Here is a 19,341-nt window from a genome sequence, read left to right on the forward strand (position 1 = left end):
AAGTGTTCACGGCCACCCATGCCAAGGTGCTGGAGCTGGTCCGGGACGGGGTCGCGGAAGGGCTGCGGATCGACCACGTGGACGGCCTGGCGGACCCGGAGGAGTCCCCGGACCCGGGCCTTCGTACGCGCTCCGGGTCCGCTTCCGGTACGCGGTGCGACGGCTCCTAGTGCTCGGTGCGGGTGGAGAAGGTGCCCAGGCGCGAGCAGGTTTCGTATGAGGCGGTCACCGGGCGCTCGCGGAGGATCTGCCGGGCCCGGTACTCGCCCAGGCTCATCGCGTACCAAGGGACGTCTCCGTCCCTGGACATCTCGTCGTTGATCCCGCGCAGGGCGCAGGACCGCTGGGGCTCCGGCAGCCGGTCCAGGGCGGGTACGGCGTCCGCCGAAAGGGACTGGAAGTAGGCCAGGTCGATCTTCGCGTCCGCCTCGAAACGGGTCACGTTCCGCTCGGCGACCATCCCGTCCGGGGACAGGAGGCCGAAGGCGAGGACGACGGCCGCCGAGCTGCCCGCGACGGCGCGTGGCAGCCAGCGCGCACCGAACACCCCGGCGGCCATGATCAGTACGATGACGAGCCCGAGCCACAGCTCCATCGCGGCCACGGAAACGCGCAGTCGGGTCAGACCGTACGCGTCCACGTAAAGGTCCATCCTGCGCAGCGCGGAGGCGACGACGATCAGCGTCAGCGCGCACAGCACCCCGAGGATGATGCGGACGAACCGCCGGTCGCCCGCACCGTCGCGGGGGGCCCAGCGCAGGGCGAGCGCGATCACGGCGAGGGTGAGCAGGGTGGCCCAGAGGAGCTGCCAGAAGCCCTGACGGGCGTACTCGGCGTAGGTCTGGCCGGTGCTCTGCAGGACCTTGTCGTAGCCGCCGAAGAGGACGGCCAGCTGGACGGCGTTGAATCCCGCGAAGAGCAGGTTGAGCACGACGAGCGGAAGGGCCCACTCGACCCGGGAGCGCGGCTTGCCCGGGGCCACCTTGATCCGGTCCCAGCGCAGCGGAGCCGCGGCGGTGCGGGCTGCTGCGAGCGCGAGGACCGCGCCGAGCAGGAAGAGCAGGAACCGGATGGGCCCGTCCCCGATGGAGACGTCGGGCATCAGGCCGCCGAGGAGATCGGCGAAGGCGGCGTCGGCGGAGGCGAACAGTGCACCGAAGAGCGCCAGCAGGGCCACGGCCACGGCGGTCGCCTTGGCCACCGGAAGCCAGCGGTCCTTGCTGACCCCGCCGCGCGAGCGAAGGCCCGTCCAGGCCCAGCCGACCCCGGACACCGCGGCGTCGAAGAAGCCGAGCGGGCTGAGCAGGATGCCGGGCCAGGTGCGGCTGCCGTGCAGGGCCAGCGCGCCCAGCAGGACGGCGGAGAGGATCGCCAGCGTGGACGGCCACGCGGAGTCCCGCAGGGCCGGGACGATGAGGAGGGCGAGGCAGCCGATCACCCAGACCACGGTCCAGGGGCGGGCCGTACGACGGGCCGTGCGGGCGGCGACGTACGCGGCGACGACGGCGGGCACCACCGCCACCAGCAGGCCGGGACCCATGCCGTCGCCGAGGAGCAGCGCGGAGGCGAGGCCCGCGACGACGGCGGCGACGAGGGTCGCGGTCCGGACGGGCGCGGCCTCGGCGGGGCGCACCAGTGCGGGCCACGCGGGCGACGCGGAGGAGTTCGCGCGGGCGGCCGCCCATGCGGCGTGCTGTTGTTGCTGTTGTTGCTGCCGCTGGTGCTGGTGGGCCTGCCAGGCGGCGGCGTCGGCGGGTGCCCCGGTGGGCGGGCCCGCCGCGCCGGCGGCGCCTCCCCCGACCGGGGTCGGAGGCGCGGGCGAAACCCCGGCCGTGGCATCGGCGTTGGCCGCGGCCTTGGGCTGGGCTTCGTCCGCCCCGCCGGTGTTGTCTGACATCGGTTTTCCCTCCCCTGCAGGCCGCCCCGGTGTTCCGGTAGGGCGGCGAGCAACAGAGTAGGCCGGTGAGGGGCAGTTTTGAACAGGCTCAAAAGCTGCCTGTGGCAGGACCGTGACAATCGGAGCGCGTGATTTCCACCCGGTGCCGGGTGCGGCTGACACCGCGGAGGCCGCCCCGACTTACACGGCTATCCGGCATTGCCGGCTTCTCGGACCGCTCCGGCGACAAGCCGCCATGGGGCCATCGGGCGCACGGAAGCGTTCATCCGGTGTGTGATGTGCGGTGGCGCGAGCCGGGGTCCGACCCACAGCACGTCGGATCGCCCGGAACTGCCTGGAATCGGAGGACCACGTCACGGGCGATCCGTCCGTACCGCGGCCCGCGGTCCCCGCCGCACGGTCACCCCGCACGCGGTCAATAGGACCCGTCTTGTCGCTCAAGTCGTCATCCGCTCGGGTCCGGCTTGCCCGGCGTGGCACCTCGTCGCGTCGTCGAAACGCGCGCGTGCGCCCGGCAAGACGGGCCCTTAGCCCGCCGCCGTCTCCGGCAGCCAGGCCGGCAGGGCCTCGGTGCGCGCCAGCCAGGCAGCCGGCAGTACCGCGTCGCCGCGCGCCCCCAGCACCCCGCCGACGATCGCGCAGGTCGTGTCGACGTCCCCGCCCACCTGCGCGGTGGTCCAGAACGCCCGCTCGTAGTCGTCCAGCGCCCGCGCCGCCGACCAGAGGGCGAACGGCACGGTGTCATGGGCGCTCGTACGCCGCCCGCAGCCCAGCACCGCCGCGACCGTGGTCGCGTCCCCGTAGTCCAGCATGTCCCGCGCCCGCCGCAGTCCGGCACCCACCGCACTGCGCGGCACCAGCGCGATCACCCCGTCCAGCAGGTCGGAGGCCTTGGGCGGGGCTTCCGAACCGGCGGCCAGCGCGGCCGCAGCGGCGACGGCCATGGCCCCGCACACGGCCTCACGGTGCTGATGGGTGGTGTAGGCGGAGATCTCCGCCTGGTGCGTGGCCTGCTCGGGGTCGTCGGCGTACCAGGCGCCCAGCGGCGCGATGCGCATCGCGGCGCCGTTGCCCCACGAACCCTGCCCGTTGAACAGTTCGGCGGCCAGCGTGCGCCAGTCCTGCCCCTCCCGCACCAGGCGCAGCATCCGGTTCACCGCGGGTCCGTAGCCCCGGTCGAAGTCGTGGTGGTGGGCGAAGGAACGCGCGAGCGCGTCCTGGTCGATCCGTCCGTGCTCGGCCAGCACGGCCACCACCGAGCAGGCCATCTCGGTGTCGTCGGTCCACTGCCACGTCTCGACGCCGGTGGGCAGTTCGCGCCGCTTGAGCAGCGGGTAGTTCACGGGGACGAAGTACTGGGAGCCCAGGGCGTCACCCAGCGCCAGCCCGCGGAGGCTGGCCATGGCGCGTGCGTAGCGCCGTTCGGGAGTGGAATGAGGGGTCATCGCGGGTCACTCTAGCCGTCCAGGTCATAAGGCTCGGGTGTGGTCCACCGCTCAAACGGGCGGTCCATCCGGTACCGGCCGTCCGGCCCCAGCATGAGCACCCGGAATTCGCCGTTGCCGGGATTGGACAGGGCCTCGAATTCGGCCACCGACCAGTGGAACCAGCGCATGCAGAACAGCCGCATCGTCAGCCCGTGCGTCACCAGCAGCACGTTCTCGGGATGGTCCGGGGCCTCGAAGCTGCGGTAGAGGCTCTCCAGGAAGGACCCGACCCTGTCGTACACGTCGGCCCCCGACTCGCCCTGCGCGAACCGGTAGAAGAAGTGCCCGTACGCGTCCCGGTACGCCTTCTGCAGACGTACGTCGTCCCTGTCCTGCCAGTTCCCCCAGTCCTGCTCGCGCAGCCTGGGCTCCTCGCGCATGCGCACCCGCGTCGGGTCCAGCCGCAACTCCCGGAAGGTCTGCAGGGTGCGGCGGTACGGGGAGACGTACGCGCTGATGGTCTCGTCGCCGAAGAGCTCGCGCAGCCGTACGCCGGCAGCCGCCGCCTGTTCGCGGCCCTTGCGGGTCAGCCGCAGGGCGTGGTCGGGCTCCCGCTCGTACACCGTGTCGTCGGCGTTTCCCTCCGATTCCCCGTGTCGGACAAGGACGATGCGCCGTGGTCGAACCATTCCCCGACCCTATTCGGCCACCGGCAGGCCGGCCGACCGGGCACGCCGGTCGGCCTGGCGGTCGTCGTACGGTCATACCGTCCAGGAAGGTTCGAGGTCGACGACGTCACCCGTGAGGGCCTCGACATCGGCCTGGATCTGGGCGCGCAGCGAGAGCCGCTCGACTCGCTCCTGCCGGTACTTGCCGTGCTCTGCGGCTGCGTGCCACATCGACAGCACCAGAAACTCACGGCCCGGAGCCTCCCCGAAGAGGCCGCGGATCATCCCCGGCGAGCCCGCCATGGCCGGATTCCACACCTTCTCCTGCATGAGGGCGAAGTGGTCGACCCGGCCCTCCCGGACCCGGGTGTGCGCGACCCGCACCACGTCGGCATCGGTGAAGCGCGGCTCGAAGCCGGTTTTCACGTCGAAGCGGTGGTCGAAGAGGGTGACCCGCAGGTCCGTGTAGGTGCCGTTCTGGGAGGCGGCCAGCCGGTCGTGCGAGCGGGCCATGAAGGAGTCGTAGAAGGACCGGCTCTCCCAGAACGCGAAGACATGCGCCACCCCCTGCCGGCCCCGGCTCCAGCCGCCGCCCTGTCCCCGGAATCCCGGCTCTCCCGGCAGCCCCGCCCATTTTCGCTGCCCGCGCTCGAACCCGCGTCGGTCCGTCACCGTGCAGCGAATCCACTTGACCAGCACTGCGCCATCGTACGGGCCCGTCGCGGCCCGGGTCAGTCCCCGGAGCGGTGGATCCGCACCAGTTCCGCCGCATCCCGCTCGGGCAGCCGAAGCCCGAACTCCCGGTCGAGCACGGCGAGCAGCTCGTCCGGTCCGACGGCCCGCCGCTCGGCCCGCCCGTCCGGATGCAGCAGCGTGAGTTCCCGCCCGACGAGCGCGCGGCGGACCCCGTCGCCGGGGAGGTGGACGACGAGCCGCCCGATGAAGGAGGACCCAGGGTGGGTGGAGCTGTAGTGGTTGAGCAGGACGTAGTCGACGGGGTGGTAGAGCTGCGGGGAGAAGGCGTACAGGTCCCGCCAGACGCCCCCGCGCAGCAGGCACAGCACGAGGATGCCGTTCTCCTCCTCGCGGACGCGGTACGTCCACCGTCCCTGCTCCACCTCGGCACCCAGGCGCCCCAGCGGAACCGGTTCGCGAGGTCCCTGGTAGCCGAACCCGGCGTCGCACAGCCATGGTTCGCCCTCGACCGTGACGACGAGGACGGCGTGTGTCACGGCCGGCAGGGAACCCCCACGGGTGCGGTTGCGGGCGCCGCGCCCGGAGACATCGAAGCCGATCCGCTCCAGGGCAGCGGCCAGCAGCGAGTTCTGCTCGTAGCAGTAGCCGCCTCGACGGCCGTGCACGAGCTTGTCCTCGATCGACTTGACGTCCAGCGCGACGGGGCGGCCGAGCAGGACGTCCAGGCTCTCGAAGGTGATGGCGGCCGTGTGGGCCCGGTGCACTGCGTACAACGTGCGGAGGTCCGGCCGGAGTTCCCCGGCTGCCCCCGATCCTCCCGGCCGGCCGATCCGTGCCAGATATGCGTCAAGGTCCAGCTCGTCACCGCTCCACATGGCTCCCCATCTCCCCATTTCTCCCCATCCCCCCGTTTTCCGCGTCCCCCGCGTCCCCCGCGTCCCCCAAGCCGTCCGCGCCGTCCGCCCCGTCCGCGCCGTCCGCGTCGCCCTCGCCCATTCCGCGCCGACCGCCACTGCACGGCCGTGAAATCCCGGGGCGCAGGCCTGTCCGCGCCCCGCACAATGATCGCCATGACGGCCTTGCACACCAACCCGCTCTTCGCCCGCCTCGCCGACGCCGAACGCATCCTGGTCGCAGGCGCAGGCGGCGGATTCGACATCTACGCCGGTCTCCCCGTCGCCCTCCCCCTTCTGCACCAGGGCAAGGAGGTCCACCTGGCGAACCTCTCCTTCAGCTCACTCGCCGGGCTGCCCGTCGAGGAGTGGGCGGCCCCCGACCTCGCTGCCGTCACCCCGCGCACCGCACCCCACCAGGCGTATTTCCCCGAGCGGACACTGGCCCGGTGGTTGGAGGCACACGGCTACCCGGCCACCGTGTACGCCTTCCCCCAGGTCGGCGTGCAGCCGCTGCGCGCCGCCTACCGCGAGCTGGTCGACCTCCACCGCATCGATGCGATCGTCCTGGTCGACGGCGGCACGGACATCCTGATGCGCGGCGACGAAGCAGGCCTCGGCACCCCCGAGGAGGATCTGGCCAGCGTCGCGGCGCTGGCCGCCCTGGACGACGTACCGCAACGCCTCGTCGTATCGGTCGGCTTCGGCGTGGACGCCTACCACGGGGTCAGTCACGGCCTGGTGCTGGAGAACATCGCGGCGCTGGAGCGCGAGGGCGCGTACCTCGGCGCGTTCTCCATACCGCGCTCCACGCGCGAGGGCGCGCTCTTCCTGGACGCGGTGGCCCATGCCCAGGAGCAGACCCCGGACCGCCCCAGCATCGTGAACGGGTCGATCGCCGCGGCCGTACGCGGTTCCTTCGGCGACGTCCAGTTCACCACCCGCACCCAGGGCAGCGAGCTCTTCGTGAACCCGCTGATGTCGCTGTGCTTCGTCTTCGACCTGCCGGGCCTCGCCGCGCGCTGCCTCTACCTGGACCGCATCGAGGACACCCACCTGATGCGCCAAGTCCATTCCCGGATCGCGGAGTTCCGCGACGAGGTGATCACCCGGCCGCCCCTCCGCATCCCTCACTGACAACCGGCCGTGGCCCTACGCGGTCACACACGACGAAGGGGACCGGCCTTCGGCCGGTCCCCTTCGTGAGAGCTGCTGGTCAGCTAACTGTGCGGGCTACGTCGGATGTCGTGTCCAACGCCGTTCCGCCCGGTTTCAGCTGCAGCCGCTGGTGGAGCCGCAGCCCTCGCAGATGTAGCAGGAGCCGGCGCGCTGCATCTTCGTGCCGCAGGAGAAGCAGAGCGGGGCGTCGGCGGAGACGCCGAGCTGCATCTCCACCAGTTCGGCGCTGCTGTGCGCCGTCTTCGGGGCCGGGACCGACACCGGGACCGGGGCCGCCGCGACCGGCTTCGGGGCCGAGGGCACCGCGGCGAGGGGGGCCGACTGCGCCAGCGACTCGGTGTCCAGCTCCTCCTCGGCGGGCTCGTAGGAGCCGGTCTCCAGGTGGCGCTGGCGCTCCTCGGCGGTGTGGATGCCGAGGGCCGAGCGGGTCTCGAAGGGCAGGAAGTCCAGCGCCAGGCGGCGGAAGATGTAGTCGACGATCGACTGCGCCATCCGCACGTCCGGGTCGTCCGTCATGCCGGCCGGCTCGAAGCGCATGTTCGTGAACTTCGAGACGTAGGTCTCCAGCGGCACCCCGTACTGGAGGCCGACCGAGACGGCGATCGAGAAGGCGTCCATCATGCCCGCGAGGGTCGAACCCTGCTTGGACATCTTCAGGAAGACCTCGCCCAGACCGTCGTCCGGGTAGGAGTTCGCGGTCATGTAGCCCTCGGCGCCACCGACCGTGAAGGAGGTGGTGATGCCCGGACGGCCCTTGGGGAGGCGCTTGCGGACGGGCCGGTACTCGATGACCTTCTCCACGGCGGCGCGGATGGTCTCCTCCGTCTTGGCGGTGACCTCCTTCTTCTCCTCTTCCTTCTTCTTGGCGGAGAGGGGCTGGCCGACCTTGCAGTTGTCGCGGTAGATCGCGAGCGCCTTGACGCCCAGCTTCCACGCCTCGAAGTAGATCTCCTCGATCTCTTCGACGGTCGCCGACTCCGGCATGTTGACCGTCTTGGAGATCGCGCCGGAGATCCAGGGCTGGATGGCGGCCATCATGCGGACGTGACCCATCGCGGAGATGGAACGCTCGCCCATGGCGCAGTCGAAGACCGAGTAGTGCTCGGTCTTCAGACCCGGGGCGTCGACGACCACGCCGTGCTCGGCGATGTGGGCGACGATGGCCTCGATCTGCTCTTCCTGGTACCCCATGCGGCGCAGGGCCTGCGGGACGGTGCCGTTGACGATCTGCATCGAGCCGCCGCCGACGAGCTTCTTGAACTTGACCAGGGCCAGGTCCGGCTCGACACCGGTGGTGTCGCAGGACATCGCCAGACCGATGGTGCCCGTCGGCGCGAGGACGGAGGCCTGGGAGTTGCGGAAGCCGTTCTTCTCGCCGAGGCGCAGGACGTCCTGCCAGGCCTCGGTGGCCGCGGCCCAGATCGTGTTGTCCAGGTCCTCGGTGCGCGGCGCGACGGCGTTGGCGTCGGCGTGCTGCTTCATGACGCGCTTGTGGGCGTCGGCGTTTCGGGCGTAGCCGTCGTACGGACCGACGATGGCGGCCAGCTCGGCGGAGCGCTTGTACGCCGTACCGGTCATCAGCGAGGTGATCGACGCGGCGAGGGTGCGGCCGCCGTCCGAGTCGTACGCGTGGCCGGTGGCCATGAGCAGGGCGCCGAGGTTGGCGTAGCCGATGCCCAGCTGGCGGAAGGCGCGGGTGTTCTCGCCGATCTTCTGCGTCGGGAAGTCCGCGAAGCAGATGGAGATGTCCATCGCGGTGATGACCAGCTCGACGACCTTGGCGAAGCGCTCGGCGTCGAAGGACTGGTTGCCCTTGCCGTCGTCGTTGAGGAACTTCATCAGGTTGAGCGAGGCGAGGTTGCAGGACGTGTTGTCCAGGTGCATGTACTCGCTGCACGGGTTGGACGCGGTGATGCGGCCGGACTCGGGGCAGGTGTGCCAGTTGTTGATGACACCGTCGTACTGGATGCCCGGGTCGGCACAGGCCCACGCGGCCTCGGCGAGCTTGCGGAAGAGCGCCTTGGCGTCGACCTCCTCGATGACCTCACCGGTCATGCGGGCACGCAGGCCGAACTTGGTGCCGTTCTCGACGGCCGTCATGAACTCGTCGTTCACGCGGACGGAGTTGTTGGCGTTCTGGTACTGGACGGACGTGATGTCGTCGCCGCCCAGGTCCATGTCGAAGCCCGCGTCGCGCAGGGCGCGGATCTTCTCCTCCTCCTTCACCTTGGTCTCGATGAAGGCCTCGACGTCCGGGTGGTCCACGTCCAGGACGACCATCTTGGCCGCGCGGCGGGTGGCGCCGCCCGACTTGATCGTTCCGGCGGACGCGTCGGCGCCGCGCATGAAGGAGACCGGGCCGGAGGCGTTGCCGCCGGAGGAGAGGAGCTCCTTGGAGGAGCGGATACGGGAGAGGTTCAGGCCGGCGCCGGAGCCGCCCTTGAAGATCATGCCCTCTTCCTTGTACCAGTCGAGGATCGACTCCATGGAGTCGTCGACGGCCAGGATGAAGCAGGCGGAGACCTGCTGCGGCTGGGGCGTGCCGACGTTGAACCACACCGGCGAGTTGAAGCTGAAGATCTGGTGCAGGAGGGCGTACGTCAGCTCGTGCTCGAAGATCTCCGCGTCGGCGGGCGAGGAGAAGTAGTCGAAGTCCTCGCCGGCCTTCGTGTACGTCTTCACGATGCGGTCGATCAGCTGCTTGAGACCGGTCTCGCGCTGCGGGGTTCCGACCGCGCCACGGAAGTACTTGCTGGTGACGATGTTGACCGCGTTCACCGACCAGAAGTCGGGGAACTCGACACCACGCTGCTCGAAGTTGACCGAGCCGTCGCGCCAGTTGGTCATGACGACGTCACGACGCTCCCAGCTCACCTCGTCGTAGGGGTGCACGCCGGGGGTGGTGTGGATGCGCTCGATACGCAGGCCGCCCTTGGCAGCCTTGGTCCCCTTGGCGCGGGAACCACGTGCCGAGCTGCTCGCCGTCTCTGTCATGCCAGGCCTCCCATATGCGGGCAAAAACGCCCTAAAGTGCCAGCGTTATTCCGCGGCACGGTGCTGTGTCTTGTATCTACGTCTCTTCGCCTGGCAGACCGGCCGGCCACGGTGCGTGAGCACCAGGGCACGGGTCGTCCGGTCAGTCGGCGGCGGAGGCGGGCACGGGGACCGGAGCGGTCCCACGGGGCTCGCACTCTTCAGGGTGAGGTCGCGACACGCGGAGTTCCGCGATGGCGGCCTCGAAGTCTTCAAGTGTGTCGAACGCCTTGTAAACGGACGCGAACCGCAGGTACGCGACCAGGTCCAGTTCCTGCAGGGGGCCGAGTATGGCCAGACCCACGTCGTGGGTGGTCAGCTCGGCACTGCCGGTGGCGCGCACCGCCTCCTCGACCCGCTGGCCGAGCTTGGCGAGGGCGTCCTCGGTGACCGGCCGTCCCTGGCATGCCTTGCGCACGCCGGAGATGACCTTGGTACGGCTGAAGGGTTCGGTCACCCCGCTGCGCTTGATCACCATCAGCGAGGCCGTCTCCACCGTCGTGAAGCGACGGGAGCAGTCGGGGCACTGACGGCGCCGACGGATCGACGTGCCGTCGTCCGTGGTGCGGCTGTCGACGACGCGGCTGTCGGGGTGCCTGCAGAAGGGGCAGTGCATGGTTCCCTCACCCTCCCTCGTGGCACGACTGAATCACCCCACAGAACCCCTGAACGACGGAGGCGGGCTCTGCCGGGGGCTCGTGGAGCAGCCACCAGCATATGCGATCCCAGGACCCTCAACAGACCCAGGGACCACTACTTGTGGGCGGCAGCGCACATCCAACCACTAGATCTTGGGTCGTGGGGGATTTACGCGGCTCTGCGTGTCGCAGCGTCCGATACCCGGATACGGGGCCTCTCGATGCCACACTGGGCACGGCCCGGAGGTGGCGAACCGAGCGGGAAGGGTACCGTAAGCAGCGGATGCCGAGCCGAACCCGCGTTCGGCGAACCGATCGTCCATACACCCCTTGAAATGGTCACGCGAGACGATCTGCGATTTTTCACTCGAACGTGTGTTTGGCGCAACCTTTCGAAAGCTACTACCGTTGTCCAGCTAGGGAGAACATTTCGAGAGGGGCCGACGTGACCACCACCGCAGACAGTGCCGCCATCACTGCCCAGAACCGCTCCCAGAGCCGACTCGAGCCGGTGCATGCCATGAACGACGCAAACCTGAACCCGGATGCGGAGCCCGTAGTACGCCCCGCACGCTCGCTGCCAGGTCGACCTCCAGGCATCCGCGCCGACAGCTCCGGGCTCACAGACCGGCAGCGGAGGGTCATCGAGGTCATTCGCGACTCCGTGCAGCGGCGGGGCTACCCGCCGTCGATGCGGGAGATCGGTCAGGCGGTCGGCCTGTCCAGCACGTCGTCGGTCGCCCACCAGCTGATGGCCCTGGAGCGGAAGGGCTTCCTGCGCCGCGACCCCCACCGCCCCCGGGCCTATGAGGTGCGCGGCTCCGACCAGCCCAGCTCGCAGCCCACGGACACCACCGGCAAGCCCGCCGCCTCCTACGTTCCCCTGGTCGGCCGGATCGCGGCCGGCGGTCCGATCCTCGCCGAGGAGTCGGTCGAGGACGTGTTCCCGCTCCCCCGCCAGCTCGTCGGCGATGGTGAGCTCTTCGTCCTCAAGGTCGTCGGCGACTCGATGATCGAGGCCGCCATCTGCGACGGCGACTGGGTCACGGTCCGTCGCCAGCCGGTCGCGGAGAACGGCGACATCGTCGCCGCGATGCTGGACGGCGAGGCCACCGTCAAGCGCTTCAAGCGCGAGGACGGCCACGTCTGGCTTCTCCCGCACAACGCCGCCTACCAGCCGATTCCCGGCGACGAGGCGACCATCCTCGGCAAGGTCGTCGCGGTACTGCGTCGGGTCTGACCCCGCCGCCTCCATCCAGCCCCCGGGACCCACTGCGCCGGTCCCGGGGGTTGTTTGCGCCCCGGGACCATTCGACCGGGCGCCGCCCGACCGCACCGTTCGACCCCGCACGCATCCGATTCCGCGGGATCGGACTACCGGCGGCCGACCGGAAGCGGCAGTCCCACTACTTGCCGTCGGCCCTGGCCGTCGCATCGATCGCCGCCAGGGAGCGGCGGACCTGGTTACGGTCCGTGGTGTACCAGAAGTCCGGCAGCGTGGCCCGCAGGAAGGTCCCGTACCGGGCCGTGGCCAGCCGGGGGTCCAGAACCGCGACGACGCCCCGGTCGCCCGTGGCCCGTACGAGGCGACCCGCCCCCTGGGCCATCAGCAGGGCGGCGTGCGTAGCCGCGACGGCCATGAAGCCGTTGCCGCCGTGCTCCTCCACCGACTTCTGGCGGGCGCTCATCAGCGGATCGTCGGGGCGGGGGAAGGGGATGCGGTCCATGACCACGAGCTGGCAGCTTGGACCGGGCACGTCCACGCCCTGCCAGAGCGACAGCGTCCCGAACAGGCAGGTCTTCGGGTCGGCGGCGAACGCCTTGATCAGCTCGCCGAGCGTCTCCTCGCCCTGGAGAAGGATCGGGTTGTCGAGCCGGGTGCGCAGTTCCTCGGCGGCCGCCTTGGCACCGCGCATGGAGGAGAAGAGGCCGAGCGTGCGGCCGCCGGCCGCCTCGATCAGCTCGGCGAGCTCGTCCATCATGTCGCCGCGCGTCCCCTCGCGGCCCGGCGTGGCCAGGTGTTTGGCGACGTAGAGGATGCCCTGCTTCGGATAGTCGAAGGGCGAGCCGACGTCCAGGCCGCTCCAGACGGGTACGTCGTCTCCCTCGACCCCCTCGGGCGACAGGCCCAGGGAGGCCGCGACCCCGTTGAAGTCGCCGCCCAGCTTGAGGGTGGCCGAGGTCAGGACCACGGAGCGGTCCTCGAACAGCTTCTCGCGCAGCAGGCCGGACACCGAGAGGGGGGCGACCCGGAGGGTGGCTCCGAAGCGGTCGTGACGCTCGTACCAGACGACGTCGTACTCGGAGCCGTTGGTGATCCGCTCCGCCACCCCGTGGATGCTTTCCACCGCGGCCAGGGCCTGCTTGCGCACGGCGTCCTCGTCGTGGACGGACTTGTCACGGGTCGCGCCGAGGGCAGAGATGACGTTGCGGGCGGCGTCGCGCAGCGACATCAGCGCGTAGCCGAGGTCTTCGGGGAGCACCTCCAGACGGCCCGGGAGCGCCAGCTCCATGACCCGCTCGAAGGACTCGGAGGCGGTTTGGAGGGAGTCGGCGGTCTTCTCGTCGACCAGCTTGGCCGCCCGCTTCACGGCCCGGTTGACCTGCCCGGGCGTGAGCTCGCCGGTGGCCACGCCGGTGACCCGGGAGACCAGCTCGTGGGCCTCGTCCACGATCAGCACCTCGTGCTGGGGCAGCACCGGGGCGCCCTCGATGGCGTCGATGGCGAGGAGCGCGTGGTTGGTGACGACCACGTCCGCGAGCTTGGCCCGCTCGCGGGCGGCCTCCGCGAAGCACTCGGCTCCGTACGCGCACTTCGTCGCGCCGAGGCACTCGCGGGACGAGACCGAGATCTGCGACCAGGCCTTGTCCGAGACGCCCGGCGTCAGGTCGTCGCGGTCGCCGGTCTCCGTCTCGTCGGCCCAGTCCCGCAGGCGCAGCAGGTCCTTGCCGAGCTTGCTGGTGGGCGTGGCCGCTTCGAACTGGTCGAAGAGGCCCTCCTCCTCGTCCTGCGGGGCGCCCTCGTGCAGGCGGTGCAGGCACAGATAGTTGGACCGGCCCTTGAGCATGGCGAACTGCGGGCGGCGGCGCAGCTGCGGATGCAGTGCCTCGACCGTCCGGGGCAGGTCACGCTCGACGAGCTGCCGCTGAAGGGCCAGGGTCGCGGTGGCCACCACCACGCGCTCGCCGTGGGCGAGGGCCGGCACCAGGTAGCCGAGGGACTTGCCGGTGCCGGTACCGGCCTGGATGAGCCGGTGGGAGTTGTCGTCGATCGCTTCGGCGACGGCTTCGGCCATGGCCACCTGGCCGGGGCGCTCCGTGCCGCCGACGGCGGAGACGGCGGCGTGCAGCAGGTCGGGGAGGGAGGGCTTCGTCATAGCACTGCCAACCCTACGGGGCCCCACTGACAGTGAGAGCACCGACGAGGGCTCATGGTCGGTACAAGGGGTTGGGTACGGTGCCGTGCTGCACGGCGTGGGGGCGGTCGGGGCGGTCTCGGTAGCCGTCCTCGTAGAGACGGTTCCGGTTCAGGCAGAGCCGTCCGATGCGTTCGCCGAGCAGGTCGAAGAGCTCGTAGCGGTCCTTGAGCTCCGGGAAGCGGGCCTGGTGGCGCAGGATCTCCGCCCGCACGAGGGACCAGAACTCGCTCTCCGGGACGCCGAGGCGGTCGTCGCACAGGGCCGAGAGGTAGCGGAAGACGCCGACGAACAGTCCGGAGTGGATGAACTGGGGCAGGAAGTCGGCGGGCTCGGTGAGGAGGACCGCGCGGACTTCGTCGGGCAGCGACTCCAGCTCGGGCAGGGGTTCGTCGCTGATGTTGACGTCGTCCACGAAGTCCTTGACCGCCAGCCGGACCGGGACGTCGTGCTCGTCGAAGATCACGATGGCGTTCTCGCCGTGCGGGGAGAAAACCGTGCCGTAGCGGTAGAGGAAGTGGAGCAGCGGGGGCAGGAGGGCGGCGAAGAGCCGCTGCAGCCAGACGGAGGGGGTCAGCCCGGACCGGGCGACGAGCTCGGCGGTGAAGGACCGGCCGCGCGGGTCGGTGTGCAGGAGGGAGGCGAGCGTACGGGCTCGCTCGCCGGGTGCGAGGAGGCCGTCGAGGGGCTCGCGCCAGATCGCACCGAGGAGCTCCTTGTACTGGTACGGGACCTCGGGGAGCTCGTCGTAGACGGGGTGGCGGACGGTGACGGAGGCGACCTCACCGAGCAGGACGACCCGGCACTCGTCGCGGAGGAAGGCGTCGCCGTCGCGGAGGGAGTGGATCCAGGCGGTGACGGCGGGTGCGGCGAGGGCGAGGTCGGAAGGCAGGCCGCGCCAGACCATGGTGTTGAAGACGGACAGCGGGAGCTTGACGCTGTGCCGGTCGGGGCGGCTGAGGTTGAGGAAGGTGCGGATCGACTGCTGGGGGAGGCGCACGTCGGGGTCGGCGGCGAGTGGTACCAGGGCTCCGGCGGCGAGCGCGGGGGCGAACAGGGGCAGGACGACCTCGTCCCATTGCCACGGGTGGACCGGGAAATAGAGGTAGCGGAGCGGGTCGAGGCCACGGTCGCGCAGGGTCTGGTCGAAGGCGGCGCGGGTGACGGGGTCGAGCTCTGCGGAGTAGAGGCGGGCGGGGTCCTCCAGTCCGGCGGTCCCGCGGTAGGCGGCGATCGAAGTGTGGGCGGCGAGCCAGGGCAGCCGCTGGCGGGTGCGGGCCTCGGGGGCCCAGGCGGCGGTGTCGGAAGCGGAGAGTCCGATGCGGCCCTTGTTGAGGACGAGCCAGGGGTGTCCGGTCTGGTGGCCTTCGAGGGCGGCGTAGTCGAGGTCCGCAAGGACGTCGGCGGTGAGCGCCGTGTGGTCGATCCGGGCGTCCGCGGCGAGGGTGGCGCTGAGCTCGCGGACGAGGTGGCCGAGGGTGGGGCCGTCCAGGTCTAGGAGGGTGCGGGCGCGGATCAGGAAGGCGTACGGGTCCCCGAAGGCGGTCGGGGTCGCGGGGGCGGCGGCGTACGCCGAGGCGGCGGGGTTCCCGTAAGCGGTCGGCGAGGTCGAGGGGGCGGTCGGCGAGGTCGGGAAGGACGGCTGCGGAGGTGGGGTCAGGGTGAGGGTGTCCGGGGTGACGTGCCAGCTGCCGTACGAACGACGGCGGGCCCGGAAGCCGAGGATGCTGCCGTCGTCGAGGGTCAGGGTCCAGGCGTCGCCGGCGGTGGCCGGGGCGGGAACGGGAGTGATGACCTCCTCGTAGGCGAACTCGGCGAGCATCTTGGCGAGCAGTCGGCGCGCGGCGAAGTCCCAGGTCTCCTGTGTGAGTTCGGCCGGGATGCAGGGGTGCTGGAGGGACGGCGGCACGGCGGGTTCCACCGAGTCGGGGGCTGGGGGGAAGTTCGGCACGGGACTCCTCGAAGATCGGGAACTTCGCTGCGTGACGCAGCGTTTTCGAAGGGAGAGGTGCGAAGCGGCGACGACAGTCGGGGGACTGCGGGGCGGCACTCAGAGGAGATTGCGCAGCGCCCGCTCCCGGATCATCAGGGCGGCACGCTTCTCGGGAAGGTCGATTTCCGCGTAGCAGCGGAAACCAGAGCTCAGGAAGGCTGATACGGAGGGGGTGTTGCGGATGTCCGGTTCCGCGATGACGCGTGTGCAGCGGGGGCGGTTGCCGAGGACCAGGTCGGCGACGGCGCGCAGCAGGTTCGTTCCCAGACCGCGGCCGCGGTTCGTGCCGTCTCCGATGAGCAGGTGGATACCTGTGTCGTGGGGGCGCGCCGGGTAGTGCCGGGCCAGCGGGTCGAGGTCGGCCCGGTAGATCTCCCAGTAGCTCATCGGTGTGCCGTCGAGGAAGCCGAGGCAGGGGATGCTGCGGCCGTCGCCGTCGAGCTGGAACCGCAGGTGGGCTGCGGTGACCGTGGCGGGGCCGGCGAGTTCCCAGTAGGCGGCCACCTCGGGATCGTTCATCCAGCCCGTGAGGAGCTCAAGGTCCCGGCCCGTCCGTACGGGTTCGAGGTGGAAGGCTCCGACGGGTGTGGTGACGCTGCCCCAGGTGGCCGGGGAATCGAGCAGGTCGGCTTCCGCGAGCAGCGGCAACAAGTCTGCCTTGAGTCGCGGTTCGACGGTGGACTGCATCACGTCGATGGCGTCGGCGGCGTCGAAGGCGGCGGCAGCCGAGCCGGCGAGTGCGGCGTGGGTGTCGGTGGAGCGCATCGGGGGCTCTTCTCCGCGTCGGCGCCGACGCGTCAATCGTGAAGGGGGTTGGTGATGGTGACGTAGACGGACTGGGTGTCGACGGGGCCGACCAGCTCGTCGAGGCCGCCCAAGCGGGTGAGGAGGTTCGCCTTGCACCGCAGGGTGGGCGAGTCGAGCAGCCGGGTGGGGAGCGGGCCGAGGTCCGCGGCCTTGGCGAGGAACCGGCGGAAGGCGGCGAGGAGGATGCGTTCGTCGGCGAGCCGTTGGGACCCGAAGGCGCCGATGAGGCCGAGCACGTTGTTGATGCCGAGGTAGTAGGTGAAGCGTTCGTCGGTGACGGCGTCGGAGACGAAGGTGTCGCTGACGCTGCCGATGCCGGGGAGCCGGTGCTCCAGTTCCGTGCGACGGGATTCGCGGAAGTAGTAGCCCTGGTTGTCGCGGTAGCGGCCGCCGATCGGCCAGCCGGCCGGGTCGAGGAGGACCAGGGTGTTCTGCTGGTGCGCTTCGAGGGCGATACCGGCGAGCGCGTCGAAGGCGAGGACCGGCAGGACCACGTGGTCGAGGTAGCGCAGGAACCACTCGGCGGCGACGGCGGACGTGGAGTGTCCGGTGGCGGCGGCGAGGCCGGAGACGAGCTCGGCGAGGCGGGAGCTCATGGTGGTCCGGCCGGGCCATGGGCGGGGAGCGGTGAGTGCGGCGATGCAGACGGCGTCGTCGCCCGATCGGAAGGGGTTGTGGCGCAGCAGGGCGTCGAGTCCGGGGACGGGGGTGCCGTCCAGACCGTTCACTGCGACCCAGGCGGGGTCGCGGACGATGTCGAAACAGGGGTGGGTCGCCTGCCACTGCTCGGCGAGGCCGGTGCGGAGCAACCGGTGCACCTCGACGCCCCGGTGGAGTTCCTTGCGGAGGTTCTCACGGCGGGAGTTGGTGATGCGCAGGCCCAGGGAGAGCTTGAGCATCGCGGGGGCGCCCGGTCGGTGGACGGTGCGAACGGAGGAGGTGGGGTACCAGGGCTCGCCGTACGGGCCCAGGTCGTGCAGGAGACCCGCGTCGCGGAGGGCGGTGACGGCGGGGCGCTGGAGCAGGTCACGGGCCTGCCAGGGGTGCAGGGGAAGGGGGGTGGCTCCGTCGGGCAGCGCGAGCCCGGGGGTGAGCCGGCCGAGGAGCCGTGGGGCGGAGACGGGGCGGCCGCGCTCGGTCCAGGCCGACTCGGAGGCGAGAACGGAGGGTTCGACCGCAAACCAGTGCAGGGGGAAGGAGCCGTGCAGTTCGGGTGAGTACTGGCGGGCCTCGGCCTCGGAGAGTCCTTCGCGGCTCTTGGGGTCGGGTTGGAGGGGGTGACCCAGAAGGAGCGACTGTTCGGAGGTGAGGAAGCGGTCTCCGCCGATGGGCACCGGGGCGGCGGGGCGTTCTCGCCGGTCGGCGATGAACTCGGTGGTACGGCGGACTGAGTCGGCGACCCGGCCGACGAGGTCGGCGCTGCCACGGCCACTGCTCGTGCCCTCGCGGGCGATGAGCGCGGCGAGGGTGACGGCGTCGAGGGAGGGCGCGGCGGCCGGTGCGCCCTCCAGCCGGGCCGGGCCGAAGCGGTGCCAGCCCGTGGGGGACCAGTGGCGGACGGCGACGGACAGGGCGGTGCCCGATGCGGGGAGGGGGATGCGAAGCGGGGTTCCTGCGGGGCCGTCGGGGCGGCCGAGTCCGGATTCGCGGACCCAGCACCGGAGCAGGTTCTCCACCGCTGCGGCCTCGGCGGCGACGGCCGCGTCGGGGTGGTCGAGGGGGTCGGGCAGCATGGATGGTCCCTGCCAGGCGGGTCCCGCCCACCCGGATCGGAATCGGGGTGTGCCGTCCTTCTGCCGCGGGACGGTGGCCGTCGCCCCGGTGCCGGCCGCGGACGGCTGCTGGGGCGGGGTGCCTGATGGCCCGGGGGGCAGGTGTTCCGCCGTGGCCCCGCCGCCGTGGGTCGGCGTACCGAAGCGGGGCCCGGCGGCCGGGTCGGTGCTGGTGCCGTGCGGTCCGGCCAGGCCGGCCGCAGGCCCGGGACCCGGCCGGTGTTCCGCGCCGCGCGGAGTGCGGGGCGAAGTGCGGGGCGGAGATGCCGGTGCGTCTTCGGCTGGAGTGGGAGGTGGCGTGGCGGAGCCCAGGGTCTTGCCCGCGGAGGGCGCCTGGGGCACCGGGAAAGCAGAAGAGGGTACGGGCGACGCCGTATGGGTGGGGGGTTCGGGGGGTGCCGAGGGTGCCGGCGTTGCGAGGGAAACCGTAGGTGCGAGAGGTGCAGGAGGTGTGGGCGGTTCGAGAACCGCCGAGGGTGCCGGCGCTGCGAGGGAAACCGTAGGTGCAGGAGGTGGGGAGGGTGACGGGGGTGTGTGGGGAGCCGAAGGCAGAGGGTTGGGCCTGGCGGGGTCGGCGGACGCCGGTGGCGTCGGGCATGGTTGTCGGGTCTCGGCGGACACGGCCGACGGTCTCGCGGCGGGGCCGGGGGCCTCCGTTTCGGGCGCGTCGTGCCGGGAGGCCGGTGACAGCCCTGGCGCTGGGCTCGGCTGCGTCGGGGCGGGAGCGTCGGCGGAGTTCCGTACAGGGGTCGCGGGTGCGGCGGTGCCCGACGGTGGTACGGGCTGCCCGGCGGCCGGGTCGGAGAGCAGCTGCGGGTGGGGCGGTACCTGCGCTGCGGCGGGCCGCTCGGGGGCCGGCGCCGACGACGGCTGGTGCGCGTGGGTCGGGGTGGTGGGGGTGGCCTGGTGCGGGTCTGGCATC

The 19,341-nt window shown here is 71.1% G+C and carries 13 protein-coding genes; 2 read left to right on the forward strand and 11 right to left on the reverse strand.

Translation table 11 applies throughout. The annotated features are described in order from the left end of the window. Nucleotides 1-166 precede the first annotated feature (166 nt). From ACWGIF_RS14810 to ACWGIF_RS14830, 5 genes are all read right to left on the reverse strand, one after another. Nucleotides 167-1,897, reverse strand: a complete 1,731-nt coding sequence (locus ACWGIF_RS14810) for a DUF4153 domain-containing protein (RefSeq protein WP_453496380.1) — start codon at nt 1,895-1,897, stop codon at nt 167-169. 527 nt (nt 1,898-2,424) lie between these two features. After that, nucleotides 2,425-3,342 (reverse strand): ADP-ribosylglycohydrolase family protein, encoded by a 918-nt coding sequence (locus tag ACWGIF_RS14815; RefSeq protein WP_453496383.1) that lies wholly within the window; start codon nt 3,340-3,342, stop codon nt 2,425-2,427. 11 nt (nt 3,343-3,353) lie between these two features. Continuing rightward, entirely contained in the window at nt 3,354-4,013 is a 660-nt protein-coding gene (locus ACWGIF_RS14820; RefSeq protein WP_453496385.1) for a histidine phosphatase family protein, read from the reverse strand. A gap of 72 nt (nt 4,014-4,085) precedes the next feature. Beyond that, nucleotides 4,086-4,691: a YdbC family protein gene (locus ACWGIF_RS14825; RefSeq protein WP_030713338.1), complete on the reverse strand. Its 606-nt coding sequence runs from the start codon at nt 4,689-4,691 to the stop codon at nt 4,086-4,088. A 32-nt stretch (nt 4,692-4,723) separates the two neighbouring features. Next, a complete protein-coding gene (locus ACWGIF_RS14830; protein WP_453496388.1) occupies nt 4,724-5,581 on the reverse strand; it encodes an arylamine N-acetyltransferase family protein in 858 nt (285 codons plus the stop codon). A gap of 177 nt (nt 5,582-5,758) precedes the next feature. On the opposite strand from ACWGIF_RS14830, the gene ACWGIF_RS14835 reads away from it, so the two are divergent. After that, nucleotides 5,759-6,718, forward strand: a complete 960-nt coding sequence (locus ACWGIF_RS14835; protein WP_453496391.1) for a DUF1152 domain-containing protein — start codon at nt 5,759-5,761, stop codon at nt 6,716-6,718. Between the two features lie 135 nt (nt 6,719-6,853). Here ACWGIF_RS14835 and ACWGIF_RS14840 read toward each other — a convergent pair whose 3' ends face one another. Beyond that, nucleotides 6,854-9,754, reverse strand: a complete 2,901-nt coding sequence (locus ACWGIF_RS14840) for a vitamin B12-dependent ribonucleotide reductase (protein ID WP_453496394.1) — start codon at nt 9,752-9,754, stop codon at nt 6,854-6,856. A 142-nt stretch (nt 9,755-9,896) separates the two neighbouring features. Then, nucleotides 9,897-10,409 (reverse strand): transcriptional regulator NrdR, encoded by a 513-nt coding sequence (gene nrdR / locus ACWGIF_RS14845; protein ID WP_453496397.1) that lies wholly within the window; start codon nt 10,407-10,409, stop codon nt 9,897-9,899. Nucleotides 10,410-10,876: 467 nt separating this feature from the next. Here nrdR and lexA point away from each other — a divergent pair, with 467 nt between their 5' ends. Next, the gene (gene lexA / locus ACWGIF_RS14850) at nt 10,877-11,671 is read left to right on the forward strand and encodes a transcriptional repressor LexA (RefSeq protein WP_030713361.1); all 795 of its coding nucleotides are present in this window, start codon (nt 10,877-10,879) and stop codon (nt 11,669-11,671) included. A 166-nt stretch (nt 11,672-11,837) separates the two neighbouring features. On the opposite strand, the gene ACWGIF_RS14855 is transcribed toward lexA, so the two are convergent. From ACWGIF_RS14855 to ACWGIF_RS14870, 4 genes are all read right to left on the reverse strand, one after another. After that, a complete protein-coding gene (locus ACWGIF_RS14855; protein ID WP_453496400.1) occupies nt 11,838-13,808 on the reverse strand; it encodes an ATP-dependent DNA helicase in 1,971 nt (656 codons plus the stop codon). A 52-nt stretch (nt 13,809-13,860) separates the two neighbouring features. Continuing rightward, the gene (locus ACWGIF_RS14860; RefSeq protein ID WP_453496403.1) at nt 13,861-15,798 is read right to left on the reverse strand and encodes an IucA/IucC family protein; all 1,938 of its coding nucleotides are present in this window, start codon (nt 15,796-15,798) and stop codon (nt 13,861-13,863) included. 99 nt (nt 15,799-15,897) lie between these two features. After that, entirely contained in the window at nt 15,898-16,605 is a 708-nt protein-coding gene (locus ACWGIF_RS14865) for a GNAT family N-acetyltransferase (RefSeq protein ID WP_453496406.1), read from the reverse strand. A gap of 32 nt (nt 16,606-16,637) precedes the next feature. After that, on the reverse strand, nt 16,638-18,380 hold the full coding sequence (locus ACWGIF_RS14870) for an IucA/IucC family protein (protein WP_453496409.1): 1,743 nt from the start codon (nt 18,378-18,380) through the stop codon (nt 16,638-16,640). Between the last annotated feature and the right edge of the window lie 961 nt (nt 18,381-19,341).

The organism is Streptomyces sp. NPDC054849, from assembly GCF_053610945.1.

Excerpts from the sequence above, each read along its gene's own strand:
- ACWGIF_RS14855 (WP_453496400.1), bottom strand. The coding sequence starts at position 13,808 with ATGACGAAGCCCTCCCTCCCCGACCTGCTGCACGCCGCCGTCTCCGCC.
- ACWGIF_RS14870 (WP_453496409.1), bottom strand. The coding sequence starts at position 18,380 with ATGCTGCCCGACCCCCTCGACCACCCCGACGCGGCCGTCGCCGCCGAG.
- ACWGIF_RS14815 (WP_453496383.1), bottom strand. The coding sequence starts at position 3,342 with ATGACCCCTCATTCCACTCCCGAACGGCGCTACGCACGCGCCATGGCC.
- ACWGIF_RS14810 (WP_453496380.1), bottom strand. The coding sequence starts at position 1,897 with ATGTCAGACAACACCGGCGGGGCGGACGAAGCCCAGCCCAAGGCCGCG.
- ACWGIF_RS14820 (WP_453496385.1), bottom strand. The coding sequence starts at position 4,013 with ATGGTTCGACCACGGCGCATCGTCCTTGTCCGACACGGGGAATCGGAG.
- nrdR (WP_453496397.1), bottom strand. The coding sequence starts at position 10,409 with ATGCACTGCCCCTTCTGCAGGCACCCCGACAGCCGCGTCGTCGACAGC.
- ACWGIF_RS14865 (WP_453496406.1), bottom strand. The coding sequence starts at position 16,605 with ATGCGCTCCACCGACACCCACGCCGCACTCGCCGGCTCGGCTGCCGCC.
- ACWGIF_RS14840 (WP_453496394.1), bottom strand. The coding sequence starts at position 9,754 with ATGACAGAGACGGCGAGCAGCTCGGCACGTGGTTCCCGCGCCAAGGGG.
- ACWGIF_RS14830 (WP_453496388.1), bottom strand. The coding sequence starts at position 5,581 with ATGGGGAGATGGGGAGCCATGTGGAGCGGTGACGAGCTGGACCTTGAC.
- ACWGIF_RS14835 (WP_453496391.1), top strand. The coding sequence starts at position 5,759 with ATGACGGCCTTGCACACCAACCCGCTCTTCGCCCGCCTCGCCGACGCC.